This is a genomic window from Pseudomonas sp. St386 (assembly GCF_018325865.1).
Lineage (GTDB): Bacteria > Pseudomonadota > Gammaproteobacteria > Pseudomonadales > Pseudomonadaceae > Aquipseudomonas > Aquipseudomonas brassicacearum.
Window position 1 is genome coordinate 1,910,663 of the sequence record NZ_AP021900.1, and the last position, 14,039, is coordinate 1,924,701.

General features: G+C 58.8%; 11 protein-coding genes. All 11 read left to right on the plus strand.

The window, feature by feature from the left end; translation table 11 throughout:
- The first annotated feature begins 354 nt into the window (after nucleotides 1-354).
- The 11 genes from gyrA to KI235_RS08510 all read left to right on the plus strand — a co-directional run bounded on the left by gyrA (nucleotide 355) and on the right by KI235_RS08510 (nucleotide 13,697).
- Complete coding sequence (gene gyrA / locus KI235_RS08460) at nucleotides 355-3,018, plus strand: DNA gyrase subunit A (protein ID WP_060613510.1); 2,664 nt, start codon at nucleotides 355-357, stop codon at nucleotides 3,016-3,018.
- Between the two features lie 228 nt (nucleotides 3,019-3,246).
- Entirely contained in the window at nucleotides 3,247-4,332 is a 1,086-nt protein-coding gene (gene serC, locus KI235_RS08465; RefSeq protein ID WP_003199231.1) for a 3-phosphoserine/phosphohydroxythreonine transaminase, read from the plus strand.
- Nucleotides 4,332-5,426 carry a prephenate dehydratase gene (gene pheA, locus KI235_RS08470; protein ID WP_003199233.1) on the plus strand — a complete coding sequence of 365 codons (1,095 nt, stop codon included), beginning with the start codon at nucleotides 4,332-4,334 and terminating at the stop codon, nucleotides 5,424-5,426. Before serC ends, pheA begins: the two co-directional genes overlap by 1 nt.
- A gap of 13 nt (nucleotides 5,427-5,439) precedes the next feature.
- On the plus strand, nucleotides 5,440-6,552 hold the full coding sequence (gene hisC, locus KI235_RS08475; RefSeq protein ID WP_003199235.1) for a histidinol-phosphate transaminase: 1,113 nt from the start codon (nucleotides 5,440-5,442) through the stop codon (nucleotides 6,550-6,552).
- A 28-nt stretch (nucleotides 6,553-6,580) separates the two neighbouring features.
- The gene (locus KI235_RS08480; protein WP_244864313.1) at nucleotides 6,581-8,788 is read left to right on the plus strand and encodes a bifunctional prephenate dehydrogenase/3-phosphoshikimate 1-carboxyvinyltransferase; all 2,208 of its coding nucleotides are present in this window, start codon (nucleotides 6,581-6,583) and stop codon (nucleotides 8,786-8,788) included.
- Nucleotides 8,785-9,474 (plus strand): (d)CMP kinase, encoded by a 690-nt coding sequence (cmk, locus tag KI235_RS08485; RefSeq protein WP_003199238.1) that lies wholly within the window; start codon nucleotides 8,785-8,787, stop codon nucleotides 9,472-9,474. The genes KI235_RS08480 and cmk overlap by 4 nt, the downstream gene beginning before the upstream one ends.
- A gap of 120 nt (nucleotides 9,475-9,594) precedes the next feature.
- On the plus strand, nucleotides 9,595-11,283 hold the full coding sequence (gene rpsA / locus KI235_RS08490; RefSeq protein WP_003199242.1) for a 30S ribosomal protein S1: 1,689 nt from the start codon (nucleotides 9,595-9,597) through the stop codon (nucleotides 11,281-11,283).
- A 222-nt stretch (nucleotides 11,284-11,505) separates the two neighbouring features.
- Nucleotides 11,506-11,784: a hypothetical protein gene (locus KI235_RS08495; RefSeq protein WP_013692555.1), complete on the plus strand. Its 279-nt coding sequence runs from the start codon at nucleotides 11,506-11,508 to the stop codon at nucleotides 11,782-11,784.
- 136 nt (nucleotides 11,785-11,920) lie between these two features.
- Nucleotides 11,921-12,217, plus strand: coding sequence for an integration host factor subunit beta (gene ihfB, locus KI235_RS08500; protein WP_003199243.1), 297 nt, complete (start codon nucleotides 11,921-11,923; stop codon nucleotides 12,215-12,217).
- A 26-nt stretch (nucleotides 12,218-12,243) separates the two neighbouring features.
- On the plus strand, nucleotides 12,244-12,468 hold the full coding sequence (locus KI235_RS08505) for a lipopolysaccharide assembly protein LapA domain-containing protein (protein ID WP_013692556.1): 225 nt from the start codon (nucleotides 12,244-12,246) through the stop codon (nucleotides 12,466-12,468).
- A gap of 188 nt (nucleotides 12,469-12,656) precedes the next feature.
- Nucleotides 12,657-13,697, plus strand: coding sequence for a Wzz/FepE/Etk N-terminal domain-containing protein (locus KI235_RS08510; protein ID WP_027912724.1), 1,041 nt, complete (start codon nucleotides 12,657-12,659; stop codon nucleotides 13,695-13,697).
- Nucleotides 13,698-14,039: the final 342 nt, after the last annotated feature.

Below are 14,039 nucleotides of genomic sequence, written 5' to 3' on the forward strand. Positions count from 1 at the left end.
CTTGTAGGAGCGAGCTTGCTCGCGATGAGGTCCTCAAAGGCAACAAATGCCTTGCATTTTCGCCCTGATTCTCCATCCGTAGCGCTTCTAAGCCCCTCTGGTCCCATATCAGCCTGTCACCGGTCAACTAACTACGCACCATGCGCATCTGGGGGATAGGTGCGTGGCGGCTCTTGTGATAACATCCGGCGGTTTCCAAGGCTGCCTCGCGAGGTGGCCTTTACTGCGCAGATCCATGGCATAACTCGTTGATTTGTCGTAAGTCGCTGCACGGCACTTGTTCTGCAGCGGCGAGCTTCGTTCGTCCCATCTGGATGTGACGAGGTTTCACCAGAAAAAGGAATCAGGCTTCTCATGGGCGAACTGGCCAAAGAAATCCTCCCGGTCAATATCGAAGACGAGCTGAAACAGTCCTACCTCGACTACGCAATGAGCGTAATCGTCGGGCGGGCGCTGCCGGATGCGCGCGATGGCTTGAAGCCCGTGCACCGGCGCGTGTTGTTCGCGATGAGCGAGCTGGGCAACGACTTCAACAAGCCGTACAAGAAATCTGCCCGTGTCGTCGGCGACGTGATCGGTAAGTATCACCCCCACGGCGACACTGCCGTGTACGACACCATCGTTCGTATGGCGCAGCCATTCTCCTTGCGCTACCTGCTGGTAGACGGCCAGGGCAACTTCGGTTCCGTGGACGGCGACAACGCCGCGGCCATGCGATACACCGAAGTGCGCATGACCAAGCTGGCTCACGAACTGCTGGCCGACCTGCACAAGGAAACCGTGGACTGGGTGCCGAACTACGACGGCACCGAAATGATCCCGGCGGTCATGCCGACCCGTATCCCGAACCTGCTCGTCAACGGCTCCAGCGGTATTGCCGTGGGCATGGCGACCAACATCCCGCCGCACAACCTCGGTGAAGTCATCGACGGTTGCCTGGCCCTCATCGACAATCCCGAGCTGACCGTCGATGAGCTGATGCAATACATCCCGGGTCCGGACTTCCCGACCGCCGCGATCATCAACGGTCGGGCCGGCATCATCGAAGCCTACCGCACCGGCCGTGGCCGCATTTACATGCGCGCCCGCTCCACCGTCGAAGATATCGACAAGGTCGGTGGTCGCCAGCAGATCGTCATCACCGAACTGCCGTATCAGCTGAACAAGGCTCGCCTGATCGAGAAGATCGCCGAGCTGGTGAAAGAGAAGAAGCTCGAGGGCATCACCGAGCTGCGTGACGAGTCCGACAAGGACGGCATGCGCGTCGTGATCGAGTTGCGTCGTGGCGAAGTGCCTGAGGTGATCCTCAACAACCTCTACGCCCAGACCCAACTGCAAAGCGTGTTCGGCATCAACATCGTTGCGTTGATCGACGGCCGTCCGCGGATCCTGAACCTCAAGGACCTGCTGGAAGCCTTCGTGCGTCACCGTCGCGAAGTGGTCACCCGTCGTACCGTATTCGAGCTGCGCAAGGCTCGCGAGCGTGGTCACATTCTCGAAGGCCAGGCCGTTGCCCTGTCGAACATCGACCCGGTGATCGCCTTGATCAAGGCCTCGCCAACGCCGTCGGAAGCCAAGGAAGCGCTGATCAGCACCCCTTGGGAGTCCTCCGCGGTGGTGGCAATGGTCGAGCGCGCTGGCGCCGACTCGTGCCGTCCGGAGAACCTCGACCCGCAGTACGGCCTGCGCGAAGGCAAGTACTTCCTGTCCCCGGAACAGGCGCAAGCCATCCTGGAACTGCGCCTGCACCGCCTGACCGGCCTGGAGCACGAGAAGCTGCTGGCCGAGTACCAGGAAATCCTCAACCAGATCGGCGAGCTGATCCGCATCCTCAACAGCGCCACGCGCCTGATGGAAGTGATCCGCGAAGAGCTGGAAGTGATTCGTGCCGAGTACGGCGACGTGCGCCGCACCGAGATCCTCGATGCGCGCCTGGACCTGACCCTGGGTGACATGATCCCGGAAGAAGAGCGCGTGGTGACCATTTCCCACGGCGGCTACGCCAAGACCCAGCCGCTGGCTGCCTACCAGGCCCAGCGTCGCGGCGGCAAAGGCAAGTCGGCGACCGGCGTCAAGGACGAGGACTACATCGCTCACCTGCTGGTCGCCAACAGCCACACCACGCTGCTGCTGTTCTCCAGCAAAGGCAAGGTGTACTGGCTCAAGACCTACGAAATCCCGGAAGCGTCCCGTGCCGCACGTGGCCGTCCGCTGGTCAACCTGTTGCCGCTGGACGATGGTGAATACATCACCACCATGCTGCCGGTGGAGGAATACACCGAAGGCCACTACATCTTCATGGCTACCGCCAATGGCACCGTGAAGAAGACCCCGCTGGAATCCTTCAGCCGCCAGCGCAGCGTCGGCCTGATCGCCCTGGAGCTGGACGAAGGCGACGTACTGATTTCCGCCGCCATCACCGACGGCGAGCGTGAGGTCATGCTGTTCTCCGACGGTGGCAAGGTCACTCGCTTCAAGGAATCCGACGTGCGTGCCATGGGCCGTACCGCCCGCGGTGTGCGCGGCATGCGCCTGCCGGAAGGCCAGAAGCTGATTTCCATGCTGATTCCCGAAGAAGGCAGCCAGATCCTCACCGCTTCGGCGCGTGGTTATGGCAAACGCACGGCCATCAGCGAGTTCCCTGAGTATAAGCGTGGTGGCCAGGGCGTGATCGCCATGGTCAGCAACGATCGTAACGGTCGTCTGGTTGGCGCTGTCCAGGTGCTCGATGGCGAGGAGATCATGCTGATCTCCGACCAGGGTACCCTGGTGCGTACACGAGTTGCCGAAGTCTCGAGCCTGGGCCGTAACACCCAGGGCGTGACGCTGATCAAGCTGGCCAACGACGAAACGCTGGTAGGGCTTGAGCGGGTGCAGGAGCCATCGGAAGTCGAAGGCGAGGAGCTGGAAGGCGAGGAAGGCGTGGCGTTCGAGGGCACCCTGGGTGCCGATGTCGACGACGTGACCGGCGACCAACCGCTCGACGCTGCCGCAGACGAAGAAGAACCGCAGGACTAAGCGGACACGTGGGGGGCGGATGAAGATTCGCCCCCTTGTTGTTTGTCTCGTTTGAAAGTTTGCGACACTGCACATTAGGATCGTTCCCACGCTCCGCGTGGGAATGCCGCTCGGGACGCTCCGCGTCCCATGACGCAGAGCGTCATTGGATGCATTCCCACGCAGAGCGTGGGAACGATCAGTGTTGAACAAGATTTATGTGACCACCAGATCAGAGCGAGATTGGATGTGAGCAAGAGAGCCTATAACTTCTGTGCCGGCCCGGCGGCGCTTCCTGAGGCGGTCCTGAAGCGTGCCCAGGGTGAACTTCTCGACTGGCACGGCAAGGGCCTGTCGGTCATGGAAATGAGTCATCGCAGCGATGAGTTCGTATCCATTGCCACCAAGGCCGAGCAGGACCTGCGTGATCTGCTGAACATCCCGTCCAATTACAAGGTGCTGTTCCTGCAGGGCGGCGCGAGCCAGCAGTTCGCCCAGATCCCGTTGAACCTGCTGCCGGAAAGTGGCAAGGCCGACTACATCGATACCGGTATCTGGTCGCAGAAAGCCATCGAAGAAGCTTCGCGCTACGGTCACGTCAACGTGGCTGCCACCGCCAAGCCCTACGATTATTTCGCGATTCCCGGCCAGAACGAATGGAACCTGTCCAAGGACGCGGCCTACGTTCACTACGCGCCGAACGAAACCATCGGTGGCCTGGAATTCAACTGGATCCCGGAAACCGGCGACGTGCCATTGGTGGCCGACATGTCCTCGGACATTCTCTCGCGCCCTGTGGATATCTCCCGTTTCGGCATGATCTACGCTGGCGCCCAGAAAAACATCGGCCCTAGCGGCATCCTGGTCAGCATCATTCGTGAAGACCTGCTGGGGCGTGCCCGTTCCCTGTGCCCGACCATGCTCAACTACAAGGTCGCGGCCGACAACGGCTCGATGTACAACACTCCGCCGACCCTGGCCTGGTACCTCTCCGGCCTGGTGTTCGAATGGCTGAAGGAGCAGGGCGGTGTCGAAGCCATCGGCAAGCTCAACGAAGTCAAGCAGCGCACGCTGTATGACTTCATCGACGCCAGCGGTCTCTACAGCAACCCGATCAACAAGACCGATCGTTCGTGGATGAACGTGCCGTTCCGCCTGGCCGACGACCGTCTGGACAAGCCGTTCCTGGCCGGCGCCGACGAGCGTGGCCTGCTGAACCTCAAGGGCCACCGTTCGGTCGGTGGCATGCGTGCCTCCATCTACAACGCCGTCGACATCAACGCCGTCAATGCGTTGATCGCCTACATGGCAGAGTTCGAGAAGGAACATGGCTGATGTCTGAGCAAGAACTCAAGGCGCTGCGCCTGCGCATCGATGCCCTGGACGAAAAGGTCCTGGAGCTGATCAGCGAGCGTGCGCGCTGCGCCCAGGAAGTCGCCCGGGTGAAGATGGCCTCCCTGGCCGAAGGCGAAGTGCCGGTGTTCTATCGTCCTGAGCGTGAAGCTCAGGTGCTCAAGCGTGTCATGGAGCGCAACAAGGGGCCGCTGGGCAACGAAGAGATGGCGCGGTTGTTCCGCGAAATCATGTCGTCGTGCCTGGCGCTCGAACAGCCGCTGAAAGTCGCCTACCTGGGCCCGGAAGGGACCTTCACCCAGGCCGCCGCCATGAAGCACTTTGGTCACGCCGTGATCAGCAAGCCAATGGCGGCCATCGACGAAGTCTTCCGTGAAGTGGCGGCCGGCGCGGTGAATTTCGGCGTGGTGCCGGTGGAGAACTCCACCGAAGGCGCGGTCAACCACACGCTGGACAGCTTCCTCGAACATGACATGGTGATCTGCGGCGAAGTCGAGCTGCGTATCCACCATCACCTGCTGGTCGGCGAGAACACCAAGACCGACAGCATCAGCCGGATCTATTCCCATGCCCAGTCGTTGGCCCAGTGCCGCAAGTGGCTGGACGCCCATTACCCGAACGTCGAGCGCGTAGCGGTATCGAGCAACGCCGAAGCGGCCAAGCGGGTCAAGGGTGAGTGGAACTCGGCGGCGATTGCTGGCGATATGGCGGCCGGCCTCTATGGGCTGACTCGCCTGGCCGAGAAAATCGAGGATCGCCCAGACAACTCCACGCGGTTCCTGATGATCGGCAGCCAGGAAGTGCCGCCGACTGGCGACGACAAGACTTCGATCATCGTCTCCATGAGCAACAAGCCTGGTGCGCTCCATGAGCTGCTGGTGCCGTTCCACGACAACGGTATCGACCTGACGCGGATCGAGACCCGTCCGTCGCGCAGCGGTAAATGGACCTACGTGTTCTTCATCGATTTTGTCGGCCACCACCGCGATCCGCTGGTAAAAGGTGTGCTGGAGAAAATCAGTCAGGAAGCAGTGGCACTCAAGGTGCTGGGTTCCTACCCCAAGGCAGTTCTTTAAGGGCGGATAGCAAATGAGTGGCAACTTCCTCGCTCTGGCTCAGCCAGGCGTGCAACAACTCTCGCCTTACGTTCCGGGCAAGCCCGTGGACGAACTGGCCCGCGAGCTGGACCTGGATCCGGCCAGCATCGTCAAGTTGGCGAGCAACGAAAACCCGTTGGGCGCGAGCCCCAAGGCGCTGGCGGCGATCCGCGACGAACTGGCCGAGCTGACCCGTTACCCCGATGGTAATGGGTTTGCGCTGAAAAGCCTGCTGGCCGAGCGCTGTGGCGTCGAGCTGAACCAAGTGACGCTGGGCAACGGCTCCAACGACATTCTTGAGTTGGTGGCGCGCGCGTACCTGGCACCAGGTCTCAACGCCGTGTTCAGCGAGCACGCGTTTGCGGTCTACCCGATTGCGACCCAGGCCGTGGGCGCGGATGCCCATGTGGTCCCGGCCAAAAACTGGGGACACGATCTGCCGGCCATGCTGGCTGCCATCGACGCCAACACGCGGGTGGTCTTCATTGCCAACCCGAACAACCCGACCGGCACCTGGTTCGATGCCCAGGCCCTGGACGACTTCCTGCAAGACGTGCCTGCGCACGTGCTTGTGGTGTTGGACGAGGCCTACATCGAATACGCCGAAGGCAGCGATTTGCCCGATGGCCTGGATTTCCTCGCGGCCTACCCGAACCTGCTGGTTTCGCGCACGTTCTCGAAAGCCTACGGCCTGGCCTCGCTACGGGTTGGCTACGGCTTGTCCACCGCCGTGGTGGCCGATGTGCTGAACCGCGTGCGCCAGCCATTCAACGTCAACAGCTTCGCCCTGGCAGCCGCCTGCGCCGCATTGCAGGATGAGGCCTACCTGGCCGAAAGCCGTCGCCTGAACGCGGCCGGCATGCAGCAGTTGGAAGCGGGGTTCCGGGAGTTGGGCTTGAGCTGGATTCCATCCAAAGGCAACTTCATCTGCGTCGACCTGGGGCGTGTCGCCGCGCCGGTGTATCAGGGGCTGCTGCGCGAAGGCGTGATCGTGCGTCCGGTGGCCAACTACGGCATGCCGAACCACCTGCGCATCACCATCGGCCTGCCAGCGGAAAACAACCGTTTCCTTGAGGCGTTGAGCAAGGTTCTGGCTCGTGGTTGATGTCACTTCTCTGCAACCTGCTGCCCCTATGATCGGTCGCCTGGTGGTGGTCGGCCTGGGGTTGATTGGCGGTTCGTTTGCCAAGGGCTTGCGTGAAAGCGGCCTGTGCCGCGAGGTGGTCGGTGTCGACCTGGATCCGCAGTCGCGCAAGCTGGCCGTGGAGCTGGGGGTGGTCGATCGCTGCGAGGATGACCTGGCGATCGCTTGCCAGGGCGCGGACGTAATCCAGTTGGCTGTGCCGATCCTGGCCATGGAAAAACTGCTGGCGCGTCTGGCGACCATGAACCTGGGGCAAGCGATCCTGACCGACGTCGGTAGCGCCAAGGGCAACGTCGTGCGTGCGGCCACCGAGGCTTTCGGTGGGATGCCGGCGCGCTTCGTACCCGGCCATCCGATTGCCGGTTCCGAGCAGAGCGGGGTGGAAGCCTCCAACGCCGAGTTGTTTCGTCGCCACAAAGTGATCCTCACGCCGCTGGACCAGACGGATCCAGCCGCGCTGGCGATGGTGGACCGTTTGTGGCGCGAATTGGGCGCCGATGTCGAGCACATGCAGGTCGAGCGCCACGATGAAGTGTTGGCTGCCACCAGCCACTTGCCGCACCTGTTGGCGTTCGGCCTGGTGGATTCGTTGGCCAAACGCAATGAAAATCTTGAGATCTTCCGTTACGCTGCCGGCGGTTTCCGCGATTTCACGAGAATCGCTGGAAGCGACCCGGTCATGTGGCACGACATCTTCCTCGCCAACCGCGAAGCTGTCCTGCGCACACTCGATACATTTCGCAGCGACCTCGACGCCTTGCGCGACGCGGTCGATGCAGGGGACGGGCACCAATTGCTGGGCGTTTTCACACGCGCCAGGGTGGCCCGCGAGCATTTCAGTAAAATCCTGGCCCGTCGGGCCTATGTGGACGCTATGAACTCCAACGATCTGATTTTCCTGGCACAACCTGGTGGCTCCCTGAGCGGGCGTATTCGTGTACCGGGCGATAAATCGATTTCCCACCGTTCGATCATGCTCGGCTCCCTGGCCGAAGGCGTGACCGAGGTGGAAGGCTTCCTTGAGGGCGAAGACGCCCTGGCGACGCTGCAAGCGTTTCGCGACATGGGCGTGGTCATCGAAGGTCCGCACCACGGTCGCGTGACCATCCATGGTGTCGGCCTGCACGGCCTCAAGCCTGCCCCGGGTCCAATCTACCTGGGTAACTCCGGGACCTCGATGCGCCTGTTGTCCGGCCTGCTGGCCGCGCAGGACTTCGACAGCACCCTGACCGGTGATGCCTCGCTGTCCAAGCGCCCGATGAATCGCGTCGCCAACCCATTGCGGGAAATGGGCGCGGTCATCGAGACGGCCGCCGACGGTCGTCCGCCGATGATCATCCGCGGTGGCAACAAGCTCAAGGGCCTGACCTACACCATGCCAATGGCCAGCGCCCAGGTGAAATCCTGCCTGCTGCTGGCCGGTCTCTACGCCGAAGGCAAGACCACCGTCACCGAACCGGCCCCGACCCGCGATCATACCGAGCGCATGCTGCGCGGCTTCGGCTACCCGGTCACGGTCGATGGCGCCACGGCGTCCGTCGAGTCTGGCAGCAAGCTGACCGCGACCCACATCGAAGTGCCGGGCGACATCTCGTCGTCGGCGTTCTTCCTGGTGGCCGCCTCGATCGCCGAAGGCTCCGACCTGGTGCTCGAGCACGTCGGCATCAATCCGACCCGTACCGGCGTGATCGACATCCTGCGCTTGATGGGCGCTGACATCACCCTGGAAAACCAGCGTGAAGTCGGCGGCGAACCCGTGGCGGACCTGCGCGTACGAGCAGCTAAACTCAGGGGTATCGAGATTCCGGAGGCTCTGGTTCCGCTGGCCATCGACGAGTTCCCGGTGCTGTTCGTGGCGGCCGCCTGTGCAGAAGGGCGCACCGTATTGACGGGCGCTGAGGAACTGCGGGTCAAGGAATCGGATCGTATCCAGGTGATGGCTGATGGCTTGCTCGCCCTTGGCGTCAAGTGCCAGCCGACGCCGGACGGCATCATCATCGACGGCGGCCCGATTGGCGGCGGCGAAGTCCATGGTCACGGCGACCACCGTATCGCCATGGCCTTCAGTGTTGCGTCTTTGCGCGCCAGCGCGCCGATTCGCATCCATGATTGCGCCAACGTCGCGACGTCGTTCCCGAACTTCCTGGCGCTGTGCGCACAGGTCGGTATTCGAGTGGCACAAGAGGCACAGTCGTGAACATCAAGGCACCGGTCATCACCATCGATGGTCCGAGCGGTTCGGGCAAGGGGACCGTCGCCGGGATCCTGGCCAGGCAGCTGGGCTGGAATCTGCTCGATTCGGGTGCCTTGTATCGTCTATTGGCGTTCGCTGCCGCGAACCATGGCGTCGACCTGACCAACGAAGAGTTGCTCAAGGCGCTGGCCGCTCATCTGGATGTGCAATTCATTGCCGCAGCCGACGGTCAGCTCCAGCGCATCATTCTGGAAGGTGATGAAGTCAGCGACGTCATTCGTACCGAAAGCGTGGGGGCCGGGGCCTCCCAGGTCGCCGCGCTGCCCGCGGTGCGTGAAGCCTTGTTGCAACGTCAGCGCGCATTCCAGGAGCCGCCGGGACTGGTGGCAGACGGTCGCGACATGGGCACGGTGGTTTTTCCCGATGCACCGCTGAAGATTTTCCTCACCGCCAGTGCGGAGGAGAGGGCGCGTCGCCGATATTTGCAGTTGAAGGGCAAAGGCGAGGATGTTAGTCTGTCGAGTCTGCTAGATGAGATCCGTGCACGCGATGAGCGTGACACCCAGCGCGCAGTAGCCCCGCTCAAACCGGCGGCTGACGCGATACAGCTGGATTCCACGGAGTTGTCCATCGACCAGGTGTTGCAACGCATCATGAGCGAAATCGCCATTCGCGATATCGCCGGGTGACCCGGAAGCCCTGCAGGGGACCAGTCATAGTCCTGCGGTGCTTCCTTTATATGAAACTAACCCACACCGTCTGGGGTGTGGAGGCGGGCGTATTCTTCGCCCTAATCAACAGGAATTAAAATGAGCGAAAGCTTTGCGGAACTCTTTGAAGAAAGCCTGAAAACCCTGAACCTTCAGGCAGGCTCCATCATCACCGGTGTTATCGTTGATATCGATTACCAAGCTCGCTGGGTAACCGTTCACGCTGGTCTGAAGTCTGAAGCACTCATCCCGCTTGAGCAGTTCTACAACGACGCTGGCGAACTGAACATCAACGTCGGTGACGAAGTTCACGTTGCGCTGGACTCGGTTGAAGATGGCTTTGGTGAAACCAAGCTGTCCCGTGAAAAAGCCAAGCGCGCTGAATGCTGGATCGTTCTGGAAGCGGCTTTCGCAGCTGAGGAAGTGGTCAAGGGCGTTATCAACGGTAAGGTTAAAGGCGGCTTCACTGTCGACGTTAACGGCATCCGTGCGTTCCTGCCAGGTTCCCTGGTTGACGTCCGTCCAGTGCGCGATACCACGCACCTGGAAGGCAAAGAGCTGGAATTCAAGGTCATCAAGCTGGACCAGAAGCGCAACAACGTTGTCGTTTCCCGTCGCAGTGTCCTGGAAGCCGAGAACTCCGCCGAGCGTGAAGCTCTGCTGGAATCGCTGCAGGAAGGCCAGCAGGTCAAGGGTATCGTCAAGAACCTCACCGATTACGGCGCATTCGTCGATCTGGGTGGCGTCGATGGCCTGCTGCACATCACCGACATGGCCTGGAAGCGTATCAAGCATCCTTCGGAAATCGTCAACGTTGGCGACGAGATCGATGTCAAGGTTCTGAAGTACGATCGCGAGCGCAATCGTGTTTCCCTGGGCCTCAAGCAACTGGGTGAAGATCCATGGGTCGCTATCAAAGCCCGTTACCCAGAAAGCACCCGCGTCACCGCTCGTGTTACCAACCTCACCGACTACGGCTGCTTCGCTGAGCTGGAAGAAGGCGTTGAAGGCCTGGTACACGTTTCCGAAATGGACTGGACCAACAAGAACATCCACCCTTCGAAAGTCGTACAAGTCGGCGACGAAGTGGAAGTCATGGTTCTGGACATCGACGAAGAGCGTCGTCGTATCTCCCTCGGCATCAAGCAGTGCAAGTCCAACCCATGGGAAGACTTCTCTGGCCAGTTCAACAAGGGCGATAAAATCTCCGGCACCATCAAGTCGATCACCGATTTCGGTATCTTCATTGGTCTGGACGGCGGCATCGACGGCCTGGTTCACCTGTCCGACATCTCCTGGAACGAAGTGGGCGAAGAAGCCGTACGTCGTTTTAAGAAGGGCGACGAGCTGGACACCGTTATCCTGTCGGTTGACCCAGAGCGCGAGCGCATCTCCCTGGGTATCAAGCAACTGGAAAGCGATCCGTTCTCCGAGTACGTTCAAGAGAACGACAAAGGCGCAATCGTTAAGGGCATCGTGAAAGAAGTTGACGCTAAAGGCGCCATCATCACTCTGGCCGACGATATCGAAGCGACTCTGAAAGCCTCCGAAATCAGCCGTGACCGCGTTGAAGACGCGCGCAACGTTCTGAAAGAAGGCGAAGAAGTAGAAGCCAAGATCATCAGCGTTGACCGCAAGAGCCGCGTAATCCAGCTCTCCATCAAGTCGAAAGACGATGCTGAAGAGAAAGAAGCAATCCAGAGCCTGCGCGAAAAGCCAGCTGAGATTGCTGCTGGTCCTACCACTCTGGGCGACCTGCTGCGTGCACAAATGGAAAAACAGAACTGAGTTCTGTCAGACCATAGAAAAAGGGCGACTTCGGTCGCCCTTTTTTGTGCCTGCGAAATTTCAAGGTTCTCTGCCCGAGTCGATGACGGTGTTCATTCGGGACGCTGCGAAACCAACCCATCAACCCAGCTGTCTCTTTTATGAAGCGGATCAATAATCTATTCAGGGCGTGGCTCCGACTTGTATAAGTGATCGATCCGGACCTCTGTCTAAAGGAACTGAATGAACAAGCTCTTTCTGGTATTGAGTGTCTTGGTGCTGGCAGCTTGCTCTACGAGTGCCAAGACCCACGCAGTGCGTGGTGTCAGTGGTATCGAGGTCGACTGCTCGGGGTTGGGTTCCGGCTGGGAGAAGTGCCACAAGAGAGCTGCAAGAGAGTGCAAGGGGGCTGGTTACAAGGTGATTACCCGATCCGACGATGCGAAGGATGAAGATCAGTATCCCTTTGGTTTCAATCCGGCTGGCTATCTGACTCGTACGATGCTGGTCATCTGTCGATAGCATCTCCCTGCTTGCGCGGAAAGAGGCAATAGGGGAGTCAAGAAGAATGTCAATACTTGGGCTGTTCAAATCCCTCCGGTCATGCTAAAACCTTTTCAAGCGATTTTCCTAGCTGCTTGAAAAAGAAGGGAAAAATATGACGAAGTCGGAGTTGATCGAACGAATTGTCACCCATCAAGGGCTACTCTCATCCAAGGATGTGGAGCTGGCCATCAAGACTATGCTTGAGCAGATGTCCCAGTGCTTGGCGACTGGAGATCGCATCGAGATTCGCGGTTTCGGCAGTTTTTCCTTGCATTACCGCGCTCCGCGGGTAGGTCGCAATCCAAAGACCGGCCAGTCCGTCAGCCTAGACGGGAAGTTCGTCCCCCATTTCAAGCCGGGTAAAGAGCTCAGGGATCGGGTGAATGAGGAGGAGGGGGATGAGCTCTGATAGAGCCCCAAAACAGAGGAGTTCACATGCGGAACTTTAAACGCTTGGCCCTTGTCGTACTTGCGCTGCTCGTGGCCTCAGCTATCGTCCTGTTCGTGCTTGAAAATAACCAGTCGGTGGCACTGCTGTTTCTGGGCTGGTCAGCTCCGCAGCTCCCTGTCTCGGTTTTCGTGATCCTGGCGCTTCTCGCTGGTATGATGTTTGGACCGTTACTCGCATGGTTCGTGGGTGCGCGTCGACGATTGAAATAATGGATGTGTGAGCCCAGGAGTCTTGGTAAGGATCACTGTCTACAATTTTTCTGACTTTGGGTGCGTTTTGTTCGTATTTAATCTAACTCAGTTTAGGGCTGTATCCGCCGAGGCCTTGTCAGTCTTGCCTTTTAGAGCTTCCAGTTTCACCTGGGGCGTAATGCCAAAAAAAGGAAGCGAGGCCGTACATGCACGATAATCACATGAATGCGCAGAGCGCTGACGATATTGACCTGATTGAGCTTGCTCGAGGGGTATGGGGTCAAAAGTGGTTAATCTTGGGCGTCGCTCTTGTAGTTTTTATCGTAGCTGCTGCTTATGCGTTTCTTAGCAAGCCGGTCTATGAAGTAAAACTTTTTATTATGCCACCGACCCAGAATGGTATTGCCGAGCTGAATTATGGTCGTGGAAAAAGTACAGAGTTGGATCCTTATTCGATTCAGTATGTTTATGACGTATTCGCCCGGAATCTCCAGGGGGAGTCTCTTCGTCAAAAGTTCTTTAATGAGATTTATCTTCCTTCGCTTGATGAGTCACAACGAAAAAAAGTTGCGTTCGACCGTTTGTATGAGCGCTTCTCCCGAGAGTTGGTGATAAAAGGGCCTGGTAAAGATACACCAGATCGCTTCTCGATAACTGTTCAAGGTGCTGACCCTGCTCGGGCGACAGCGTGGGCTAAAGCCTATGTCCAGCGCGCCAGTGAAACTGCTGAGTCAGAGTTGATTAAGAACGTCACCTCTGAGGCGGCCGTAAGGGCGCGTAACTTAGAGCAGCGGATTATCAGCTTGCGCGAGACTGCGCAGCGGATTCGCGAGGACAGGATTCAACAGCTTCGCGAAGCGTTGAAAATCGCTAAAGCAATTGGTTTGACTTCACCGACTATCAACTCTACGGCGGCGGTTGATATAACGGTAGAGACAGGTAATAAAATGGATTACCAGCGAGGTAGTAAAGCCTTGATAGCGGAAGTCGAGGCTCTGGAGTCCAGGTCGTCTGATGATGCATTTATATCGGATTTGCGATCGCTGCAGATGCGATACAACTTCTACCGTAAGCTGAATGTTGACTCTGAGAGTATTTCTGTTTATCGGCAGGATGGCAGCGTTGAGGTGCCAGAAAGTCCGATCAAGCCGAATAAAGCACTGATTTTGTTCCTGGGTGCTGTTGCCGGTCTGATTCTTGGTGGATTTATTGCCCTGGTTCGCTTTTTTTTAAGGCGGCATCAGTAATAGCTTGATAGAAGTCGTTTGCCTGAAGGAGCCTGTTGTCGCTGATATGTTCTGCGGCAGCGGGCTTTTTCGGAATATCTCGTGACAGGTCTGTCATCAGTTCTCACCTCTACGATTAGTGGCTACTTGCTTTCAATGGCTGATGGCCATACGTGGGCTTTCCCTGTCGTCTCATTGAATTTGTTACTAAATGCTGCCTGAATTGCGTCGTTCAATGGCGGGCTAGCGCGCATGTCTGAAAAAACCATTTTGCCCAATGGCTTGGCCTCGCTATCATTGCTGCTCTCAGCGATTTATGTGTGGGTGAATGGCAGGCGCATAATCGACGCTGGTGGAGTTTCT